Here is a 19,390-nt window from a genome sequence, read left to right on the forward strand (position 1 = left end):
CACCCGAACGCGCGAGTAACCCACCGATTGGCGTGGCTCGTCCGCGCTCGAATGGCCCGTGGGCGACCGGGTAGGCGTACGGTCGACACGACCAGCTACGAAGGGACGAGCGACATGGCTTCCAAGACCCCGGTGCCGGACCGGGCCGAGCACAACGCCTTCTTTCCGTCGGACTACTCGCTGGGCCAATATGTGCCGCCGCGAACCGATTTCGACGGCGCGCAGCACGAACAGGTCAGCTCCGGGCCGCGCAAGATCCTGATGATCGCGACCGACGAGCGCTACCTGCCGGTCGAGGGGGACAAGTTCTTCTCGACGGGCAACCACCCGGTCGAGACGCTGGTGCCGCTGATGCACCTGCTGGGCGCCGGTTACGAGGTCGACGTGGCCACCCCGTCGGGCAACCTGGCCAAGCTCGAGCTGTGGGCGATGCCGGCAGAGGACGAGAACGTGCGGGCGGCATACGAACAGTTGCTGGAGAAGCTCCAGCAGCCCAAGGACCTCGCGCAGGTCGTGCGGTCCGAGCTCGGTCCCGACTCGGAGTATGCCGCCGTCTTCGTGCCGGGCGGGCACGGCGCGATGATCGACATCCCCTATTCGCAGGCCGTCGGCGACGCGCTCGCCTGGGCGCTGGACAACGACCGGTGGATCATCAGCCTGTGCCACGGCCCGGCGGCGCTGCTCGCGGCGCGCGACAACGACGGCCGCTCCCTGTTCGACGGCTACAGCGTGTGTGCCTTCCCCGATGCTCTCGACGAGGGCGCCAACGTCGAGATCGGTTACATCCCAGGCAAATTGAAGTGGTTGCTGGCCAAGCGCCTCGAGGAGGCCGGCGTGCGGGTGGTCAACGACGACATGTCCGGCATGGTCCACCAGGACCGCAAGCTGCTGACCGGTGACAGCCCCCTCGCGTCCAACGCGCTCGGTCGGCTGGCGGTCGAGGCGATGGCGGGCGACGCCGGCAAGGGCTGACGCCGGCCACTACCCGGCCGGATTGCAGACCTGCTGCAGCAGCGGGTCGGTGGAGGCGCACGTGGCGTCGACGCGCTGCCACTGCCGCAGGCCGAAGCGGTCGCGAGTGGAGTCGACATACAGCTCGAAGGTGCCGTTGCTGCGCACCCGCAGGTAGGTCACGATCGGGTCGCCCTCGCTCGTCGGCTGGGTGATGCGTGCCTCGGCGGTCTCGTGACGGGCGCGGGCGGTCTGCAGGCAGCTGCTGAGCTTCACCGGCATGAGGCTGGTGGTGCCCTGCGGCAGCCGCGCCTTGCCGCAGGAGAGCATCGGCGCGCGGCTCTCGAACGCCGCCTCGACCGGATCCGTCGTCGGCTGGCTGCTCGAGCACGCGCACAGGACGAGCGCGACCGCCGTCCCGCCGAGCACCTTCCTCACCCGCACCATCTTGCCCCTGCTGCGATCATGTGCCGCATGAGATTCGGACTGGTCGGCACCGGACACTGGGCGCGGGTCACGCACGCGCCGGGACTGCACGCCTCCGAGCACGACCTCGTCGGGGTCTGGGGCCGTGACGCGACCAAGGCGGCCGCGCTCGCCGGCGAGGCCGGCGTCCCCGCTTTCGGCTCGTATGACGACCTGCTCGCGTCCGTCGACGCCGTCGCCTATGCCGTGCCGCCCGACGTGCAGGCGCCGCTCGCGCTGCAGGCCGCGGCCGCCGGCAAGCACCTGCTGCTCGACAAGCCGGTCGCGCTCGACCCGGCCGTCGCCCGTGACCTGCGCGACGCCGCGCACACGCACAACGCGCGGTCGGTCGTCTTCTTCACCGCCCGCTTCACCCCCGAAACCCGTTCGTGGCTGGGCGAACTCGCCGCGGCGGACGGCTGCCAGGGGGCGTGGGTGCAGTGGGTCGTTGCCAACCAGCGACCCGAGAGCCCCTACCGCGACTCGCCGTGGCGGCAGCGCGAAGGTGCGCTCTGGGACATCGGGCCGCACCTGCTCGCGACGCTGATCCCCGCGCTGGGGCCGGTGACGCGCGTGGTCGCCGTCCCGGGCGAGGGCGACACCGTGCACCTGACGCTGACCCACGAGGGCGGCGCGGTGAGCACGGCGACGCTGGCGTTGTGGGCGCCGCCTGCGGCATACACCTGGCAGACGCGGGTGTGGGGCGGCTCCGGGGTGAGCGAGGCGCCCGGCAAGCAGACGCCCGCCCACCTCGCGCTCGCCACGGCCGCGAATGAGCTCGGGCAGGCGGTCGCCGACGGCCGGGAGCACCCGCTCGGCCTCGACTTCGGCGCGCGCGTGGTGGAGCTGCTCGCCGAAGCCGGCGGCCAACTGCGCTGAGGTCAGCCCCAGTTGGCCATGTTGGTCACACAGAACGGGTGGCCCGCGGGGTCGAGCAGCACCGTCCACCGGTCACCGCCGGGCTGATCGTCCGGCTTGGTCGCGCCCAGTTCGACGCACCGCGCGACCGTGCCGTCGACATCCTCCGCGCCGAGGTCGAGGTGGAACTGCTTGCTGCCGTGGTTGGGCCAGTCGGGTCGCTGGTAGTCCGGGATCGTGCCGAAGCCGAGCCGCCGGTCGCCGTCCTGCAGCATCGCGTAGTTGCCCTCGTCGTCGGCATAGGCCAGCTGCCAGCCGAGCACGGCCCCGTAGAAGTCGGCCATCGCCTTGGCGTCGTCGCAGTCGATGCTGACCATCGCGATGGTGGCCGTCGGTGCACTGGAGTTGTGGTCGCTCATGCCACGAGGCTCCTAGGCTGCGCACCATGCCGGCTAGGACAAAGGCGACATCGAACGGGATCATCCTCGACCCGGCGCAGTTCGCCCGCGTCGCGACCCTGGACCGGCCCGCCCCCGACCCGGCTCTCGAGGCGTGGGTCGAGCACTATTGGCTGCTGCGCTGGCAACTCCCGAGCGGTATGACGTATCGCAGCTCGACCGTGCCGGTGTCCTCCTGCAACCTCACCGTCGAACACGGTGGCTGCCGTCGGCACGGCGCCGCGACCGGCGGGGTCTTCGTCACCGGAGTGGTCAGCCGTCGCCGGTTCGACGTCGAGCTGACCGGCAGCGGGGGAGTCGTGGGGGTGAAGTTCCGGCCCGGCGGCTTCACGGCGCTGACCGGCCTCGACGCGGCGGCCCTGCGCGACCGGGTCGTGCCGGCGGCGTCGTTGTTGCCGTCGGCCGAGGGGCTCGCCGACTGCCGGCCGGATCAGGCCGACGTCGTGGCACGGCTGGACCGCTATCTGCTCGGCTTGCCAGCGCGCCGCGACGACGACTTCGCCACCCTCCGCCGCGCGATCGAGATCCTGGAGTCTGCCGAACCAGCAATCACTGCAGCCGAATTCGCGGACCAGTGCGGTCTGGGGCTGCGCAGCCTGCAGCGGCTGTGCCGGCGCTATGTCGGGGTTGGCCCACAGTGGCTGATCGCCCGCGCCCGGGTGCACGCCGCGATCGAGCGGCTGCACGACGGCGACGACGCGCCGCTTGCCGAGCTGGCGACCGACCTCGGCTGGTTCGACCAGGCCCACATGGGCCGCGACTTCGCGGCGCTGGTCGGCGAGCCGCCCGGCGCCTACCGCGACCGGCAGCGGGCGATCGAGCGGTCCTAGCCCACTACCGTGTGCAGGGTGCCCGAACACCTGATCCTGCTCGCCCCCTCCGCCAACCGCGTCTATGCAGCGGACGCTCCACGTCTCGTCGGCGCCGAGTTGCAAGCACTCGCAGCAGGATTCGGTATGACGGGAGCCGCGGTCGAGCCGGTCGCGCTGGCCGGCGTGGACTATCTCGCCCTGCACACCGAGGACGCCCTGGACGACACCGGCCGGGCAGTGGTGGCCGCGCTGTCGGCCGCACACGCGGTCTTCCGCCGGGAGGGCGACCTGCTCGCGCCCGTGCGACTGCCCCGGCTGGGGCGTTATCCGGACGACCTGGTGACGGTCCAGAAATATCAGGGCAAGACCAACGAGCAGTGGACCCGCCTGCTGCTCAACGTCACGGCCGCGGCGACCCGCGAGCCGGGACGGCTGCTCGACGGGGGGCTGCGGGTGCTCGACCCCATGTGCGGCCGCGGCACCACGCTCAACATCGCGCTGTCGCTCGGCCTCGACGCGACCGGTGTCGACGTGGACCGCAAGGATTACGAGGCATATTCGGCATTCCTCAAGACGTGGATGCGCCAGCACCGGTTGAAGCACACCGTCGACGACGCCCAGCTGACGATCGGCGGGGCCAAACGCGGACGCCGGCTGCAGGTCGAGGTCGCGCCCACCAAGGACGACTTCAAGGCCGGGGACGTGCAGCACCTGACCTACCTGTCGACCGACACGACCGACCTGCAGGGGCTGGTGCGGTCGGGCAGTGTCGACGTGATCGTGACCGACACGCCATACGGCGTGCAGCACGGCTCGCACGGCGACCGGCTCGCCCGGCGCCCGCTCGACCTGCTCGACCGGGCACTGCCGGAGTGGACCCGGGTGTTGCGCACCGGGGGAGCGATGGGGCTGTCCTACAACCGGCACGTCGCACCGCGCGACGACCTCACCGCGCTGCTCGCCGCCCACGGGCTGTCGGTGGCCGACGAACACGGTGCGGGCGAAGACCCTGACGCATTCCGGCACCGGGTGGACGCCTCGATCGACCGGGACCTCGTGGTCGCCCGGAAGTAGACCTGATCGTAGGGTGGAGGTTCGACGACTTCCGCGGAAGTCGGACGTGCTGCACCCGCCCAATCGAATGGAGTGAGACCGATGGCTGACCCGGCCCGCGCCCGCAAGATCGCCGAGCGCACCAAGACGCTGGTCGCCGACTTCATCGAGCGCCGCGTCAAGGACGAGCGGCTCGGCTTCCTCACCGTCACCGACGTGCGCGTCACCGGCGACCTGCAGCACGCGTCGATCTTCTACACCGTCTACGGCAACGACGAAGAACGCGCGGACACCGCTGCGGCGCTTGAGGATTGGCGCGGGCGCATCCGCTCGCACGTCGGCAAGGGCCTCGGCATCCGGCTGACCCCGTCGCTGGAGTTCATCCCCGACGCGATCCCCGAGGGCGCCGCCCACATCGAGGAGGCGCTCAAGGCCGCTCGCGAGCGCGACGACGAGCTCGCCCGCGCCAAGCAGTCCGCCAGCTACGCCGGCGAGGCCGACCCCTACAAGAAGCCCGCCGACGAGGAATCAGCCGCCGAAGGATGATCCGATGACTGCCGACGGTCTGCTCATCGTCGACAAACCCGCGGGCTGGACGAGCCACGACGTGGTCGCCCGGACCCGCAGGCTGGCGCGCACGCGCCGCGTCGGCCACGCCGGCACGCTCGACCCGATGGCGACCGGGGTGCTGGTGCTCGGCCTCAACAAGGCGACCAAGCTGCTGACCTTCCTGGTCGGCTGCGACAAGACCTACACCGCGACGATCCGCCTCGGTCAGACCACCGTCACCGACGACGCCGAGGGTGAGGTCACCGGGTCCCATGACGCTGCGTCGCTCACCGACGACGCGATCTCCGCCGCCGTGCGCGACCTCACCGGCGACCTCCAGCAGGTGCCGAGCTCGGTCAGCGCGATCAAGGTCGACGGGGTCCGCTCCTACGCCAAGGTGCGCGGCGGTGACGAGGTGAAGCTCGCCGCGCGGCCGGTGCACGTCGAACGCTTCGAGGTCGTGGGCGACCGGGCCGTGCGCGACGACGTGAGCGGTCACACCTTCCGCGACCTCGATGTCGAGGTCGACGTCTCGTCCGGCACCTACGTGCGCGCGCTCGCGCGCGACCTGGGCGCCGCGCTGGGCGTCGGCGGCCACCTCACCGCGCTGCGGCGCACCCGGGTGGGCCGGTTCGACGTGGACGCCGCGCAACCGCTCGCCGAGCTGGAGGAACAGGTGGAGCAGGAGCAGCCGCTGCCCGTCATACCGATGGGGCAGGCCGCGGCCGAGCAGTTCCCGGTGCGCACGGTCACCCGGGACGAGGCGCGCGACCTGCGGCACGGCAAGCGACTCTCGTCCCGGCCCGAGGCGCCGGAACTGTCCGCGGCGATCACGCCCGCCGGCGAACTCGTCGCGATGCTCGACGAGAGCGGCGAGGTGCCGAGGTCGCGGGTCGTCTTTCCAGCCTGACTGGCCTCACCCCCAGGGGTGAAATGTCGCGCGACGCCCGCAATACCGCAGCGTAACCAGCACCCGTTGTGCTTCGCTGCACGGTGCTTCGGGGGAAATTCGTCTCGGGGAGATGAAGGAATCTCATGTTCACTGACAAGCTCCGCATCATGACCGCCGGCACCGTGCTCGCCACCGCGATCGGCGTCGGTGCTGCTGCGACCACCCCTGCCCTCGCCGCGCCGGGCAACTCCGGCAAGGCCGCCGCGCACGGTGCGCGGCAGGCGGCGACCTCGCTGCCGGTGACCGGCACGCTGCCGGACGGCACCGCGTTCAGTGGCACGCTCAGCAACCTGCGCACCTACGTGGAGAACGGCGCCCTGATGGTGAAGGGCACCGTCCGCGGCACCGGCCTGCCCACCGGCGGCACGACCTTCACCGCGCCGGTGCAGCAGGTGAACGGCCAGGCGGCGACCGCCGGCACGGGCGCGGCAGCGGCGCAGGCCGCGGCCGCCAAGAGCTGCTCGGTGCTCAACCTGGTGCTCGGCCCGTTGCACCTGGACCTGCTGGGTCTGGTGATCGACCTCAACCAGGTCGTGCTCAACATCACCGCGGTGCCCGGTGCCGGCAACCTGCTCGGCAACCTGCTCTGCGCGATCACCGGCCTGCTCGACAAGGGCGGCCCGCTCTCCGGGCTGTCCGCGCTGCTCAACAACCTGCTCTCGGCGCTCGGCCTGGCCCTGCCGGTCGCCTGAGTCACGCCCACCGCACTGCCCGGTCAGCCGCTCCGGCTGGCCGGGCAGTCGCGTGCGAGCGACCGGTAGATGCGACGCAGTCGCGGCCAGTGGCTATGCTCGTGATTCATGGCGACCGTCACCGCACCGAGTTCCGGAGCCGCCGCGAAGGCGCGCGCATTCGTCGCGGACTTCACTCCGGCAGAACGTCGTTCGGTGTTCGGCATGGCCATGTTCATCCTCGCGCTGCACGTGGTCGGCTGGGGTTCGCTGTTCTTCCTCGTCGAACCGCAGCACTTCAAGCTCGGCAGTGACGCCGGCCACGCCCAGGTCTTCGGCATCGGACTGGGAGTCACGGCATACACCCTCGGCATGCGGCACGCGTTCGACGCCGACCACATCGCCGCGATCGACAACACCACCCGCAAACTGCTCACCGACGGCCGCCGCCCGATGTCGGTCGGGTTCTGGTTCTCGCTCGGTCACTCCAGCGTGGTGTTCGGGCTGTGCTTCCTGCTCGCGCTCGGGATGAAGGCGCTCGCCGGCTCGGTCGAGGACGACAACTCCACGCTGCACGACATCACCGGCGTAGTCGGGGTCACCGTGTCCGGCACGTTCCTCTGGATCATCGGCATCCTCAACCTGATGGCGCTGATCGGCATCGTGCAGGTATGGCGCCGTGCCGGCCGCGGCGAGTTCGACGAGGCGGCGCTGGAGCACCACCTCAACTCACGGGGCTTCATCAACCGCTTCCTCGGCGGCCTCACCAAGTCGGTCACCAAGCCGTGGAACATGTACCCGATCGGTTTCCTCTTCGGGCTCGGCTTCGACACCGCCACCGAGGTCAGCCTGCTGGTGCTCGCCGGCGGCGCGGCGGCGTTCGCGCTGCCCTGGTATGCGATCCTCACCCTGCCGGTGTTGTTCGCCGCCGGCATGAGCCTGCTCGACGCCGCCGACGGCGTCTTCATGGCCAAGGCCTACCGGTGGGCCTTTGCCAAGCCGCTGCGCCGGCTCTACTACAACGCCACGGTCACCGCGCTGTCGGTCTTCGTCGCGCTGGTGATCGGCACGATCGAGCTCTGCAGCGTGCTGTCCGACCGGTTCGCCTGGGAATCCGGCCCGGTCGCGGCGATCGGCTCGATCAACCTGGACGGTGTCGGCTTCGTCATCGTCGGGGTGTTCGTGGCGACCTGGATCGTCGCGCTCGCCGCGTGGCGGCTTCTCGGACTGTCGGACAAGGAACTGCCGACCGGCTGATCGCCCCGTCATACGCCGCGCACTACAGTTGCGCCCGTGCTGCGTGCGACGAAGCTCCGTGACCTGCCCGCCGATTTCGGCGAAAGCGTCGTCACCATCGGCAATTTCGACGGTGTGCACCGCGGGCACGCCGCCCTCCTGGCCAGCGTCGTGGAGCTGGCTCGCGAGCGCGGCGCCACGTCGGTCGCGGTCACCTTCGAACCCCACCCGCTGCGGGTGCTCTTCCCGGACCGGGCGCCCACGCTGATCTCCTCCTCGACCGAGCGCCTCGAACTGCTCGAGGCGACCGGCCTGGACGCCGTCCTCGTGCTGCCGTTCACCACGGAGCTCGCCGCGCTCACCCCCGAGGAGTTCGTCCGCGAGTTCTTCGTCGACGGGCTGCATGCCACCGCCGTGGTCGTCGGCCGCGACACCCGCTTCGGGGTGAACAACTCCGGCGACGTCGACACCTTGCGTGCCCTGGGGGAGACGTTCGGCTTCGACGTGCGGGTTCTCGCCGACGTGGGCGAGGGTCACCGGATCTCGTCCACCGAGGTGCGGTCGGCCCTCGGCGACGGCGAGGTGGACCGGGCCGCCACCGTGCTCGGCCGCCCGCACGAGGTGCGCGGCGAGGTCGTCATGGGCCTGCAGCGCGGCCGCGAACTCGGCTTCCCGACCGCCAACCTGAGCCCCGAGCCGGAGGGCATGGTGCCCGCCGACGGTGTGTATGCCGGGTGGCTCGAGCGCGAGTCGCTGCCGGCGGACGACCCCGAGCACCGGATGCCGGCCGCGATTTCGGTGGGCACCAACCCGACCTTCGACGACGTGCCGCAGCGGACCGTCGAGGCCTACGTGCTCGACCGCGACGACCTCGATCTCTACGGCGAGACCGTGCGCGTGCAGTTCGTGCAGCGGTTGCGCGGCAACACCAAGTTCGACTCGATCGACGCCCTGATCGAGCAGATGACCCGCGACGTCGACGCCGCCCGCGACCTGCTGCGCTGACCGCCCGGCACGATGACGGGCGTGACGCAGCTGACAGGACGCCGGCCGCTTGGCGCCACCGACCACCGGCAGCTGCCGCTGGCGCGCACCGACTGGGGGCTGGTGGTCGCCGCGTTCGCGCTGTCGGTGACCGGGGCCCTGCTCGTCTGGTCGGCGACGAGGCATGCGGACGGCTCGGCATACCTGATCCGGCACCTGTTCAACCTGGGCGTCGGTATGGCGCTGGCCGCGCTCGTGATGCGCATCGACTTCCGCGCGATCCGCGCCTTCGCGCCGTGGGTGTATGTCGCCTCGCTCGTCGGCCTGCTGCTGGTGCTGTCGCCGCTCGGCTCCACCATCAACGGCTCCCGGTCGTGGATCCAGGTGCCCGGCTTCTCGATCCAGCCCGCCGAGTTCGCCAAGGTGGCGCTCTGCGTCGGGCTGGCGATGATCCTCGCCGAACGCGGTGAGCGCGACGCGCCGCCGCCGGCGCGGGACGTCGCGGTCGCGGCGGTCGTGCTCGGCATACCCGTGCTGCTGGTGCTCGCGCAGCCGGACCTCGGATCGGCGACCGTGCTGGTCTTCATGGGCATCGGCGTGATCGCGGTGAGCGGCGCATCACGCTGGTGGCTCGTCGGTTTCGCCGCCGCGCTCGCGGCCACGGTCACCGCCGCGCTCACGACGCCGGTCCTCAGCGGCTACCAGCGCAACCGGCTGACCGCCTTCGCCGACCCGTCGGTCGACCCGACCGGCATCGGCTACCAGGTGCAGCAGGTCAAGATCGCCGTCGGGTCCGGCGGCTGGACCGGGGAAGGTCTCTTCCACGGCCGGCAGACCCAGGGCGGCTTCATCCCGTTCCAGCAGACCGACTTCATCTTCTCGGTCGCGGGGGAGGAGCTCGGCTTCGTGGGTGCGGCCGGCATCGTGCTGCTGCTCGGATTCGTCGTCGTACGAGCGCTGTTGATCGCCCGGCGCACCCGCGACTCCTTCGGCCGGCTGGTCGCGGTCGGGGTCGCGGTGTGGTTCCTCTTCCAGATCCTGCAGAACGTCGGGATGAATCTCGGGCTGCTGCCGGTGACCGGTCTGCCGCTGCCGTTCGTGTCCTACGGCGGGTCCAGCATGTTCGCCTGCTGGCTCGGCATCGGCCTGCTCGGCAACGTGCACCTGAGCAGCCTGCGGCGACTGAGCTGAGGTCGGTAGAGTCCGGAGCATGGTGAAGTCGCTCAGCGAAGAGCAGCCCGATCTGTCCGTCATCGAGCAGCGGGCGTCCTCGGTGGCGCAGCTGTTCATCGACCGGGTCGCGGCCAGCCCCACCCGTGAGGCGTTCCGCTATCCCGTCGGGGAGCAGTGGCGGTCGATGACGTGGCGGCAGGCCGACGAACGCGCCCGCCGCATCGCCGCCGGCCTCGTCGCGCTCGGCGTCGATGCCGAGGACCGGGTCGCGATCGCCGCCGCCACCCGCCTGGAGTGGGCGCTCGCCGACCTCGGCATCATGCTCGCCGGCGCCGCGACCACCACGATCTACCCGACGACGACCGCCGACGAGGTGCTCTTCATCGTCTCCGACTCGGGCAGCAAGGTCGTCTTCGCCGAGAACGACGACCAGGTCGCCAAGCTGCGCGACGGCCGCGACGCGATCCCGGGCGTGCGCAAGGTCGTACTCATCGACGGCACCGGCGACGGTGACTGGGTGATCACGCTCGAGGAGCTGGAGCGACTCGGCACGGCATACCTCGCCGACCACCCGCAGGCGCTGGACGAGCGCATCGCCGCCATCGAGCCGGACTCGCTCGCCACCTTGATCTACACCTCCGGCACGACCGGCCGGCCCAAGGGCGTGCGGCTGCCGCACGACGCGTGGACCTACGAGGCGGCCGCGGTCGACTCCACCCACATCCTCGGCGAGGACGACCTGCAATATCTCTGGCTGCCGCTCGCGCACGTCTTCGGCAAGGTGCTGCTCACCCTGCCGCTGCAGATCGGCTTCCCGACCGCGATCGATGGCCGGGTCGACAAGATCGTCGACAACCTGCCCGATGTGCGGCCCACCTGGATGGGCGCGGCACCGCGCATCTTCGAGAAGGTCTACGGCCGCATCACCACGATGATGGCCGAGGAGGGCGGCGCGAAGGCCAAGCTCTTCGACTGGGCCAGCGGTAACGCCCGCAAGGTCGCCGACAGCCGCGCCGCCGGCACGTCGGCAAGTCCGCTGCTCGGCGCGCAGCACGCGGTCGGCGACAAGATCGTGCTCGGTAAGATCCGCGACCGCTTCGGCGGCCGGGTGCGGTTCTTCATCTCCGGCTCCGCCGCGCTCAACCAGGACGTCGCGAAGTGGTTCGACGCGATGGGTATGCCGATCCTCGAGGGCTACGGCCTCACCGAGACCTCGGCCGCGTCCTGCGTCAACCGCCCGGACGCCAATGTCGTGGGCACCGTCGGCTGGCCCGTGCCCGGCACGCAGGTCAAGATCGCCGACGACGGCGAGGTGCTGATCAAGGGCCCCGGCGTCATGCAGGGCTACCGCGGCCTCGACGACGTCACGTCCCAGACCCTGGTCGACGGCTGGTTCCACACCGGCGACATCGGTGAGCTGCTGCCGAGCGGGCACCTGAAGATCACCGACCGCAAGAAGGACCTCTTCAAGACGTCCAACGGCAAGTACGTCGCGCCGAGCCTCATCGAGGCGCGCTTCAAGGGCATCTGCCCCTACGCCTCACAGTTCGTCGTCGAGGGCGACGGCCGCAAGTTCGTCTCCGCGCTGGTCACCCTCGACCCCGACGCCATCGGCGACTGGGCCGCATCGCACGGCATGCCGGGCGCCGACTACCGCACGATCGTCACCTCCGACGCCGCCCGCGAGATGGTGCAGGAATACATCGACGAACTCAACCTCGGCCTCAACCGCTGGGAGCAGGTCAAGAAGTTCGTCATCCTCCCGCGCGACCTCACCGTCGAGCAGGGCGAGATCACGCCCAGCCTGAAACTCAAGCGGACCGTGGTGACCCGCAAGTTCAAGGATGAGCTCGACAGCCTCTACGACTGATTCTTCTGCTCCGGCTCCTCCTCGCGGTCCTGACGGCGGGGCCGGCTCGCAAGCTCGCCCGTGATCTGGGTTGGTTAACTTTGGTTAAACGCTTGACCACCCTGTGACGCGCGCCATACGCTCCTGCGCAAACGTTTAACCGCTGGTCAACCGCTGTGCTGACCCAGCCGTCTTCAGGAGCGTCATGACCCGGCCCGCCTTCTTCCAGCCCGTCGACGGATGGGTCGGTGACGTCATCCCGGCGGTGGCGGCGGGCGGGGATGCCGTCGAGCTCTACTACCTGCACGACCGCCGTGACCCCGCGCTCGGTATGCCGTGGCACCTCGCCACCACGAGTGACTTCGTGACCTTCACCGACCGCGGCGAGGCACTGTCGTCGGGTGGCTCGGACGCGGCCGATCTCAACGCCTACACCGGCTGCGTGGTCGACGGACCCGACGGCTGCCGGCATCTGTTCTACACCGGCCAGCATCCGGCCCGGCTCGGTGCCGACGGCCGGCCCCTGCAACTGGTCATGCACGCCACCGGTGACGGGACGGGCGGCTGGGTCAAGCATCCGGGGCACACGTTCGGCGCTGGTGAGGGTTACGAGACCGGTGACTGGCGGGATCCGTTCGTGATCCGCGACGACGAGCACGGCGTATGGCGGATGCTGCTCGCCGCCCGGCACGACAAGGGACCGGAGCGCCGCCGCGGAGTGATCGCACAATGCGTCTCACGCGATCTCGTCCACTGGGAGTCGGCCGAACCCTTTTGGGACCCAAGAAGATTCGTCACCCACGAGTGCCCGGACGTCTTCCGCTGGGGCGACTGGTGGTATCTCGTCTTCTCGGAATTCTCCGACAGCTTCGCCACGCGCTACCGGATGGCGCGCACTCTGGACGGCCCGTGGTTGGTGCCGCACCACGACACGATCGACGGTCGCAGCTTCTACGCCGCCAAGTCCGTGTCGTATGACGGGAGGCGCTACCTCGTCGGCTGGATCGCCACCCGGGAGGGCGACTCCGACGACGGGCCCTGGCAGTGGGCCGGCACCATGGCGACCCTGCAACTCGCCCAGAATGCCGACGGCACACTGCGATTCGCGCTCCCGGACACACTGCTCGCCAGCTTCGACCGCCCGGGTCAGGCCGGTGTCCCGCTCACCACGCTCCACGCACCGGATGGTTACGCCGCCGTGGTGGGCTCGGCGCCGCTCCCGCGGCAGGGTCTCCTGCGAGTCACCCTCGAGATCGCGGCAGGGACCACCGAGTGCGGACTACTCCTGCGCGCCACCGATGACGGCGACCAGGCGCACGCGATCCGGTTGGAGCCCAAACGGAACCGGCTCGTCCAGGACCGCTGGCCACGCCGACGCACCGGCGGCGAGCAGTGGCAGATCAGTGGCGACGTGCCGCACCTGATCGAGACCGAGCGGCCGGTCGCCCTGCCGGCCGGCGCGCACACGCTGGACGTTGTGTTCGACGGATCGGCGGTCCAGGTCTGCATCGACGACAGCGTCACCCTCAGCACCCGCATGTATGACGAGCGCGGCGATCGCGTCGGCATCTTTGTCGGCGAGGGCACCGTGACGATCACCGATTTCCAACTGTACGAACGGAATTGACCATGAGTGCAGCACGCACAACCCGTCGTCTCCGCGCCGGTCTCGCCGCAGTCGCCGCAGTGGCGAGCCTCGGCGCCTGCAGCGGAGTACGGGGCGACTCCGGAGCGGTCACTCCGCCCGGTGAGGTCAAGGCGCACCCGGTGACCTGGTTGCTGTCGCGGCCGGCGGACGGGGCGACGATCACCGTGATGAAGCAGATCGCCGCCGACTACGCGAAGAACCACCCAGGCTTCGAGCTCAACCTGATCACGACGCCGGACCGGCCGTCATACATCCAGAAGTTCGAGACCCTCGCGGCGGCCAACAAGCTGCCGGAGTTCTTCGACACGGACGCGACGCCGTTCGCGCAGAAGCTCGCCTCGCAGGGGCGCATGCTCGACGTGTCCAAGCTGCTGCGCAGCTACGGGATCTACGACGACTACCGCCCGATTGCCTTGAACTATCAGCGTTTCGACGACGGGCGCCTCTACACGATCCCGTTCGAATACCAGGCAGAGTACTTTTTCTACAACAAGGCGTTGTTCGCCAAGGCCGGGGTGACGGTGCCGCGGACACTCAACGACCTCCCGGCGACCTGCACCGCCCTGCGCAAGGCCGGCATCACGCCGATCGCGCTGGACGGGCAGGACCAGTGGCCTTTGGAGCGCTATGCGGCCTACCCGGCGTTCCGCGCCGCCGGTCCGTCCTACATCACGAAGCTGAAGTATGACGACGCCAGCCTTGCCGATCCGCCCGGCCAGGCAACCGTCACCTGGCTGGCCGCGCTCGGGAAGGCCGGATGTTTCCAATCCGGTTTCTCCGCAACGGGTTACGCCGACGCCCAAAACCTCTTCACCTCGGGCAAGGCCGCGATCTACAACATCGGCACGTGGGAGCTGCCGAGCCTTGCCACCTCCAAACTCGACCCCAAGGTGCGCCAGGACGTCGACTTCTTCACCCTGCCGAACAACCCCGGGTCACCCACTGCCGACAACGAATTCGTCGCACCCTCCGGCATCGGCATGGCGGTCAACTCGCTGACCTTCGACCCGTTGGTTCGCGACTTCCTGCAGCTCGCGCTCACTCGCTACCCGTCGCTGTATGCCGCAACCGGCGCACTGTCGCCGACCACGAACGTGACGACCACGATCCCGAAGGACGCGACTCCGCTCTACCGGAAGGCGCTCGACCAGGCGGCCCGGGTCGGTCCACAGCTGGTGATGCCCTGGGACACCCAGCTCGACCCGACCTCCAACACCCGCCTGCAACAAGACCTCGTGTTGCTGGTGCAGGGCGACCAGTCCGCCGGCTCGTTCACCCAGAAGATCGACCGCACGATCGCGCAGAACGCCCCGAAAAAGCCTGGAAAGTAAGGACTTTGCGATGCTTCCCTATCGATCCAGACTCTCGGTCGCGGTCTTCCTGGTGCCGCCGCTGGCACTCTATGCGGTTGCCGTGCTGCTGCCCATCGGACAATCCCTCTTCCTCAGCCTGTTCAGCTGGGACGGCATCACCGACTCGCAGTTCGTCGGATTGGACAACTACCGGCACCTGCTCACCGACGGGGTCTTCTGGCGGGCGTTCGCCAACTCGCTCGGCTACCTGGTGATCTGCCTGGTGCTGCAGCTGGGTGGCGCCCTCGCGATCGCCTGCCTGCTGACGTCGATCAGGCGCTGGCGCGAGGTCTTCAAGGTGCTCTACCTCCTGCCGGCGGTGATCTCGACGGTGGCGATCGCGTTCCTCTTCGCCCGGATCTATTCCGTGGAGCCGGAAGGCCTGCTCAACGGGGTGCTCGGGGCCGTCGGTCTCGACGCGCTGCAGCGGCCCTGGCTGTCGGACGTGAGCACGGTGCTGGCGGCGGTGTCGGCGCCGGAGGGTTGGCGGTTCGTCGGCCTCTACACGATCATCGTCTACGCGGCTCTGCTCGCCGTACCCCGTGACCTGCAGGAAGCCGCCGCCCTGGACGGCGCGAATGCCTGGCAGATCTTCTGGCGGATCCGGTTTCCCTACATCCGCCCGGTCTGGATCACCACGACGATCATGGCCACCACCTATGCCCTACGCGGGTTCGACATCCCCTACCTGCTCACCGGCGGCGGTCCCGGGCAGTCCTCGGAGCTGGTCACCACCTACATGTACAAGACGGCCTTCACCAGCACCAACTACGGCTACGCCAGCACGATCTCGGTCTTCATCGTGGTCGAGTGTCTGGTCGCGGTCGGCCTCATCCTGCTCGTCCTGCGTCGGGAGAAGACAGCATGACCACCACCATCGCGCCCGCCCGCACATCGTCGGTCGACGCACCTCCACCGCCGGCGCCGTCCGCGCAGCACCGGCGCAGTCCGGCCCGCATCGTCTCTCGCGTCCTCGTCGTCCTGATCGCGATGGTGCAGGTCTACCCGCTGCTCTGGCTGTTCGTCACCAGCGTCCGTCCCGAACGCGACTTCGCCTCGGGCAACCCCTTCGGCATACCCGGCTCGATCACGTGGGACAACTACGCCCGGGCGTTCGACCAGGGACACCTCGGCCAGAACATCCTCAACAGTCTCATCGTGACCGCCGGTGCCATCGCGCTCATCGTGGTCCTCGGCATGATGGGCGCGTATGCGTTGCAGGTGTTGGGTTTTCGCGGCAGTCGCGCCGTGCGGGCGCTCTTCCTGCTCGGCATCGTCGTGCCGGTGCAGATCGCGCTGGTGCCGCTGTTCATCGACTACTCCCGGGTCGGCCTGCTCGACACCTACCCGTCGATGATCATCCCGCTCGCGGCGTTCGCATTGCCGATGTCCATCTATCTGTTCTCCTCGTTCTTCGAGTACATCCCTCGGGAGACCTACGAGGCGGCGTCGATGGACGGCGCCGGGCCCTACCGGATCTTCGCGCGGATCACGCTGCCGCTGTCGCTCAACACTGTGGTCACCGTGGTGATGGTCAACGCGATCTTCATCTGGAACGACTTCATCTTCGCCAACACGTTCGTGCTCTCCGAAGGCCGCAAGACGATCCCGCTCGGGTTGCAGAACTACATCGGCGCGATGGGGAAGGTCGACTGGACCGCGACGTTCGCCGCCGTGTGTGTCACAGTCACACCGCTGTTGCTGGTCTTCCTGGTGCTCAACCGGGCGATGATCTACGGACTCGAGAGCGGGGCGAACAAGGGATGACGGGGAGCGATGCGGGCCGCCCGGTGACGATGCGTGACGTCGCGGCGGCGGCAGGAGTGTCGGTGGCGACCGTCTCCCACGTCGTCAACGACAAGCCGGGTGCTCGCATCGGCCCGGAGACCCGCCGCCGGGTGCAGGCCGCGGTTGCCGACCTCGGCTACCGGCCCAACGCCATGGCGCAGAACCTCGTCAGGGGCGGCTCGAAATTCATCGGGCTGGTCGCCGACGCCATCGCCACGACGCCGTTCGCCGGGCAGATCATCCACGGCGCCCAGGACGAGGCGTGGCGGCACGGTTACGTCCTGCTCGTGGCCAACACCGAGGGCAACGACGCCGCCGAAAAGGAAGCGCTGGCAATGATGCTCGAGCACAAGGTGCGCGGTGTCATCTACTCCACGTGGTATCACCGGCGGGTCGAGTTGCCGCCCACGCTGACCGAGTCCGACCACGTGCTGGTCAACTGCTTCGCGACCGACCCGGGAGTGCGTGCCGTCATACCCGACGAGATCGGAGGTGGTCGCACCGCCGCACAACTGGCGATCGACGCCGGCCACCGCCGGATCGGCTTCGTCAACACCACCACCGCCTCACCGGCTCGCGACGGGCGACTGATCGGTTACCGGGACGCGCTGAAGGCGGCCGGTCTGCCGGTGGACGAGCGGTTGATCATGGACACCCGCCCCGATCAGGAGGGCGGTTACGCCGTCGTGCCGGCGTTGCTCGAGCGCGGCGTCACGGCGGTGTGCTGCCACAACGACCGGGTCGCGATGGGCGTGTATGACGGGCTGCGCGAGCGCGGGGTCGGGGTCCCGGATGACCTGGCGGTCATCGGCTTCGACAACCAGGAGGTCATCGCCGCACACCTGCGACCGCCACTGTCGACAGTCGCGCTGCCGCACTACGAGCTGGGAGCCGCGGGCGTGCGCGTGCTGCTCGGGCTGGACGACACCGCGGTCACCGGCATCGTCAGCATCCCGTGCCCGCCGGTGCGCCGGGCGTCCGCCTGACCCCACAGCGCACGACCTCACGTCACCCGCGCGACCCGCCTCACCCCGCACGACCCCCACAGGAGGAGCCGATGACGTCTCACCTCTCCCGCCGCACCCTGATGACCGGATTGTGTGGCGCTGCCACGCTGCCCGCGCTGGGCGCAGCTGCCGGGAAAGCCGTTGCGCAACAAGCAGTTTCACTGCGCGCCGCCTATCATCTCACCCCACCGTCGGGCTGGCTGAGCGACCCGCAGCGGCCGGCCGTGACGCCGGCCGGGCACCAGCTCTACTACCTGCACAGTGACCGGAACAACGCACCCGGGTGGTGGCAGCGCGCGAGCAGTCCCGACGGGTTGACCTTTGCCGACGGGGGCACCGCCATACCGTTGGAGCCCAACTTCCCGGTCTGGACCGGCTCGAGCGTGATCGACACCGAGAACACCGCCGGATTCGGCGCGGGTGCGATTGTCGTCCTCGCGACCCGCCCGTCCGGTGGCGACCGCTTCCGGCAGGAGCAGTACCTCTACTTCTCGACCGACGGGGGAGTGAGCTTCACCGCCTACGGCGCGCCGGTGATCCCCAACCCGGACGGCAGCGACTGGTTCCGCGACCCGAAGATCCACTGGGACGCCCACCGCGGCGAGTGGGTGGTGGTGATCGGGCGGCCGCAGTCGTTCTGGTTCGCCACCTCACCGGACCTGATCCACTGGACCTATCGGTCGAGCTTCGGCTACGCCGACCCCAACATCGGCGGCTTCGAGTGCCCGGACCTGTTCGAGCTGACCGCCGACGATGGCACCAGCCATTGGGTCCTCGGGGGCAGCACCCAGGGCGACTACACCGGCCGGCCGGACACCTACGCCTACTGGACCGGCAGCTGGGACGGCGCCACCTTCCGGCCCGACAGCCGTGATCCGCAGTGGCTCGACTGGGGCTGGGACTGGTATGCGGGTGTCACCTGGCCCGATCCGGGGAGCCCGACCACGCGGCGCTTCGGACTGGCCTGGATGAACAACTGGCACTATGCGGCGCGGACGGTGCCGACCGACGTCAGCGATGGCTACAACGGGCAGATGTCGATCACCCGGGAGCTCCGGCTGGCGCGGCAACCGGGCGGCTGGTACACGCTGCTGTCCCGGCCGCACCCGGCCCTCGCGCGGCGCGCGAAGAGGACGGTCGTCCTGCCGGATCAGAACGTCGACGGGGCAAAGGTGCTCGAATTTGCTTCTGACGCATACCAACTCGACCTTGAGATCAGTTGGTCGGATGCTGCGAACGTCGGTCTGTCGGTGGGCCGCTCGGCCGACGGATCCCGGCATACCAACATCGGCGTCTACGCCGGATCGGTGTATGTCGACCGGCGCCCGAGTGACCGCGCGGACTACTCCTTCGGCACCTACGGACAGAGCGAGGCGCCGATCGACCCGACCGCCCGCTCGGTGCGGCTGACCGTGCTGGTCGACCGGCAGAGCGTCGAGGTGTTCGTGGGCGCAGGCTTCACCGTGCTCTCCCACCAGGTGTTCTTCCGGCCCGGCGACAACGGCCTGTCGCTCTACACCGACGGGGGAGCGGCGCGCTTCTCCGGGATCGTGGTGCGGGACTTCGCCTGATCGGCACCGGTGA

General features: G+C 69.5%; 19 protein-coding genes. 17 read left to right on the forward strand and 2 right to left on the reverse strand.

Annotated features, from left to right (window positions below; all coding sequences use genetic code 11):
• The first annotated feature begins 114 nt into the window (after nucleotides 1-114).
• Entirely contained in the window at nucleotides 115-972 is an 858-nt protein-coding gene (gene hchA / locus HJ588_RS14000) for a glyoxalase III HchA (RefSeq protein WP_171156594.1), read from the forward strand.
• A gap of 9 nt (nucleotides 973-981) precedes the next feature.
• On the opposite strand, the gene HJ588_RS14005 is transcribed toward hchA, so the two are convergent.
• Nucleotides 982-1,389 (reverse strand): DUF4362 domain-containing protein, encoded by a 408-nt coding sequence (locus HJ588_RS14005; RefSeq protein WP_171156596.1) that lies wholly within the window; start codon nucleotides 1,387-1,389, stop codon nucleotides 982-984.
• A 36-nt stretch (nucleotides 1,390-1,425) separates the two neighbouring features.
• Between HJ588_RS14005 and HJ588_RS14010 the strand changes: the two genes are divergently transcribed.
• A complete protein-coding gene (locus HJ588_RS14010; protein WP_171156598.1) occupies nucleotides 1,426-2,295 on the forward strand; it encodes a Gfo/Idh/MocA family protein in 870 nt (289 codons plus the stop codon).
• Between the two features lie 2 nt (nucleotides 2,296-2,297).
• Here the strand turns inward: HJ588_RS14010 and HJ588_RS14015 are convergent, their stop codons facing one another.
• A complete protein-coding gene (locus HJ588_RS14015; RefSeq protein WP_171156601.1) occupies nucleotides 2,298-2,693 on the reverse strand; it encodes a VOC family protein in 396 nt (131 codons plus the stop codon).
• Between the two features lie 26 nt (nucleotides 2,694-2,719).
• On the opposite strand from HJ588_RS14015, the gene HJ588_RS14020 reads away from it, so the two are divergent.
• From HJ588_RS14020 to HJ588_RS14090, 15 genes are all read left to right on the forward strand, one after another.
• Nucleotides 2,720-3,562: a helix-turn-helix domain-containing protein gene (locus HJ588_RS14020; protein ID WP_171156603.1), complete on the forward strand. Its 843-nt coding sequence runs from the start codon at nucleotides 2,720-2,722 to the stop codon at nucleotides 3,560-3,562.
• A gap of 18 nt (nucleotides 3,563-3,580) precedes the next feature.
• On the forward strand, nucleotides 3,581-4,618 hold the full coding sequence (locus tag HJ588_RS14025) for a TRM11 family methyltransferase (protein ID WP_171156605.1): 1,038 nt from the start codon (nucleotides 3,581-3,583) through the stop codon (nucleotides 4,616-4,618).
• 81 nt (nucleotides 4,619-4,699) lie between these two features.
• On the forward strand, nucleotides 4,700-5,143 hold the full coding sequence (gene rbfA / locus HJ588_RS14030) for a 30S ribosome-binding factor RbfA (protein ID WP_171156608.1): 444 nt from the start codon (nucleotides 4,700-4,702) through the stop codon (nucleotides 5,141-5,143).
• A gap of 4 nt (nucleotides 5,144-5,147) precedes the next feature.
• On the forward strand, nucleotides 5,148-6,056 hold the full coding sequence (truB, locus tag HJ588_RS14035; RefSeq protein ID WP_171156610.1) for a tRNA pseudouridine(55) synthase TruB: 909 nt from the start codon (nucleotides 5,148-5,150) through the stop codon (nucleotides 6,054-6,056).
• A gap of 125 nt (nucleotides 6,057-6,181) precedes the next feature.
• Nucleotides 6,182-6,790 carry an ABC transporter substrate-binding protein gene (locus HJ588_RS14040; RefSeq protein WP_212755945.1) on the forward strand — a complete coding sequence of 203 codons (609 nt, stop codon included), beginning with the start codon at nucleotides 6,182-6,184 and terminating at the stop codon, nucleotides 6,788-6,790.
• 108 nt (nucleotides 6,791-6,898) lie between these two features.
• Nucleotides 6,899-8,026 (forward strand): Nickel transporter NicT, encoded by a 1,128-nt coding sequence (gene nicT, locus HJ588_RS14045; RefSeq protein WP_171156612.1) that lies wholly within the window; start codon nucleotides 6,899-6,901, stop codon nucleotides 8,024-8,026.
• A gap of 36 nt (nucleotides 8,027-8,062) precedes the next feature.
• Nucleotides 8,063-9,010 (forward strand): bifunctional riboflavin kinase/FAD synthetase, encoded by a 948-nt coding sequence (locus tag HJ588_RS14050; RefSeq protein ID WP_171156614.1) that lies wholly within the window; start codon nucleotides 8,063-8,065, stop codon nucleotides 9,008-9,010.
• 12 nt (nucleotides 9,011-9,022) lie between these two features.
• Nucleotides 9,023-10,180 (forward strand): rod shape-determining protein RodA, encoded by a 1,158-nt coding sequence (rodA, locus tag HJ588_RS14055; protein ID WP_171156616.1) that lies wholly within the window; start codon nucleotides 9,023-9,025, stop codon nucleotides 10,178-10,180.
• Between the two features lie 19 nt (nucleotides 10,181-10,199).
• Entirely contained in the window at nucleotides 10,200-12,032 is a 1,833-nt protein-coding gene (locus HJ588_RS14060; protein ID WP_171156618.1) for an AMP-dependent synthetase/ligase, read from the forward strand.
• Nucleotides 12,033-12,216: 184 nt separating this feature from the next.
• Entirely contained in the window at nucleotides 12,217-13,638 is a 1,422-nt protein-coding gene (locus tag HJ588_RS14065) for a GH32 C-terminal domain-containing protein (protein ID WP_171156620.1), read from the forward strand.
• A gap of 2 nt (nucleotides 13,639-13,640) precedes the next feature.
• Nucleotides 13,641-14,990 (forward strand): ABC transporter substrate-binding protein, encoded by a 1,350-nt coding sequence (locus HJ588_RS14070; RefSeq protein WP_171156622.1) that lies wholly within the window; start codon nucleotides 13,641-13,643, stop codon nucleotides 14,988-14,990.
• A gap of 10 nt (nucleotides 14,991-15,000) precedes the next feature.
• Entirely contained in the window at nucleotides 15,001-15,879 is an 879-nt protein-coding gene (locus HJ588_RS14075; protein ID WP_171156625.1) for a carbohydrate ABC transporter permease, read from the forward strand.
• On the forward strand, nucleotides 15,876-16,778 hold the full coding sequence (locus HJ588_RS14080) for a carbohydrate ABC transporter permease (protein WP_171156627.1): 903 nt from the start codon (nucleotides 15,876-15,878) through the stop codon (nucleotides 16,776-16,778). The genes HJ588_RS14075 and HJ588_RS14080 overlap by 4 nt, the downstream gene beginning before the upstream one ends.
• Nucleotides 16,775-17,785 carry a LacI family DNA-binding transcriptional regulator gene (locus HJ588_RS14085; protein WP_171156630.1) on the forward strand — a complete coding sequence of 337 codons (1,011 nt, stop codon included), beginning with the start codon at nucleotides 16,775-16,777 and terminating at the stop codon, nucleotides 17,783-17,785. Before HJ588_RS14080 ends, HJ588_RS14085 begins: the two co-directional genes overlap by 4 nt.
• 71 nt (nucleotides 17,786-17,856) lie before the next feature.
• Nucleotides 17,857-19,377 carry a glycoside hydrolase family 32 protein gene (locus HJ588_RS14090; RefSeq protein WP_171156631.1) on the forward strand — a complete coding sequence of 507 codons (1,521 nt, stop codon included), beginning with the start codon at nucleotides 17,857-17,859 and terminating at the stop codon, nucleotides 19,375-19,377.
• The last annotated feature ends 13 nt before the right edge of the window (nucleotides 19,378-19,390 follow it).

Origin of the sequence: Flexivirga aerilata, from assembly GCF_013002715.1 — a bacterium.
Classification (GTDB): Bacteria; Actinomycetota; Actinomycetes; order Actinomycetales; family Dermatophilaceae; genus Flexivirga; species Flexivirga aerilata.

Coding starts and splice junctions, on each gene's coding strand:
- hchA (WP_171156594.1), top strand. CDS start 115: ATGGCTTCCAAGACCCCGGTGCCGGACCGGGCCGAGCACAACGCCTTC.
- HJ588_RS14010 (WP_171156598.1), top strand. CDS start 1,426: ATGAGATTCGGACTGGTCGGCACCGGACACTGGGCGCGGGTCACGCAC.
- HJ588_RS14015 (WP_171156601.1), bottom strand. CDS start 2,693: ATGAGCGACCACAACTCCAGTGCACCGACGGCCACCATCGCGATGGTC.
- HJ588_RS14020 (WP_171156603.1), top strand. CDS start 2,720: ATGCCGGCTAGGACAAAGGCGACATCGAACGGGATCATCCTCGACCCG.
- rbfA (WP_171156608.1), top strand. CDS start 4,700: ATGGCTGACCCGGCCCGCGCCCGCAAGATCGCCGAGCGCACCAAGACG.
- truB (WP_171156610.1), top strand. CDS start 5,148: ATGACTGCCGACGGTCTGCTCATCGTCGACAAACCCGCGGGCTGGACG.
- HJ588_RS14040 (WP_212755945.1), top strand. CDS start 6,182: ATGTTCACTGACAAGCTCCGCATCATGACCGCCGGCACCGTGCTCGCC.
- nicT (WP_171156612.1), top strand. CDS start 6,899: ATGGCGACCGTCACCGCACCGAGTTCCGGAGCCGCCGCGAAGGCGCGC.
- rodA (WP_171156616.1), top strand. CDS start 9,023: ATGACGGGCGTGACGCAGCTGACAGGACGCCGGCCGCTTGGCGCCACC.
- HJ588_RS14060 (WP_171156618.1), top strand. CDS start 10,200: ATGGTGAAGTCGCTCAGCGAAGAGCAGCCCGATCTGTCCGTCATCGAG.
- HJ588_RS14065 (WP_171156620.1), top strand. CDS start 12,217: ATGACCCGGCCCGCCTTCTTCCAGCCCGTCGACGGATGGGTCGGTGAC.
- HJ588_RS14070 (WP_171156622.1), top strand. CDS start 13,641: ATGAGTGCAGCACGCACAACCCGTCGTCTCCGCGCCGGTCTCGCCGCA.
- HJ588_RS14075 (WP_171156625.1), top strand. CDS start 15,001: ATGCTTCCCTATCGATCCAGACTCTCGGTCGCGGTCTTCCTGGTGCCG.
- HJ588_RS14080 (WP_171156627.1), top strand. CDS start 15,876: ATGACCACCACCATCGCGCCCGCCCGCACATCGTCGGTCGACGCACCT.
- HJ588_RS14085 (WP_171156630.1), top strand. CDS start 16,775: ATGACGGGGAGCGATGCGGGCCGCCCGGTGACGATGCGTGACGTCGCG.
- HJ588_RS14090 (WP_171156631.1), top strand. CDS start 17,857: ATGACGTCTCACCTCTCCCGCCGCACCCTGATGACCGGATTGTGTGGC.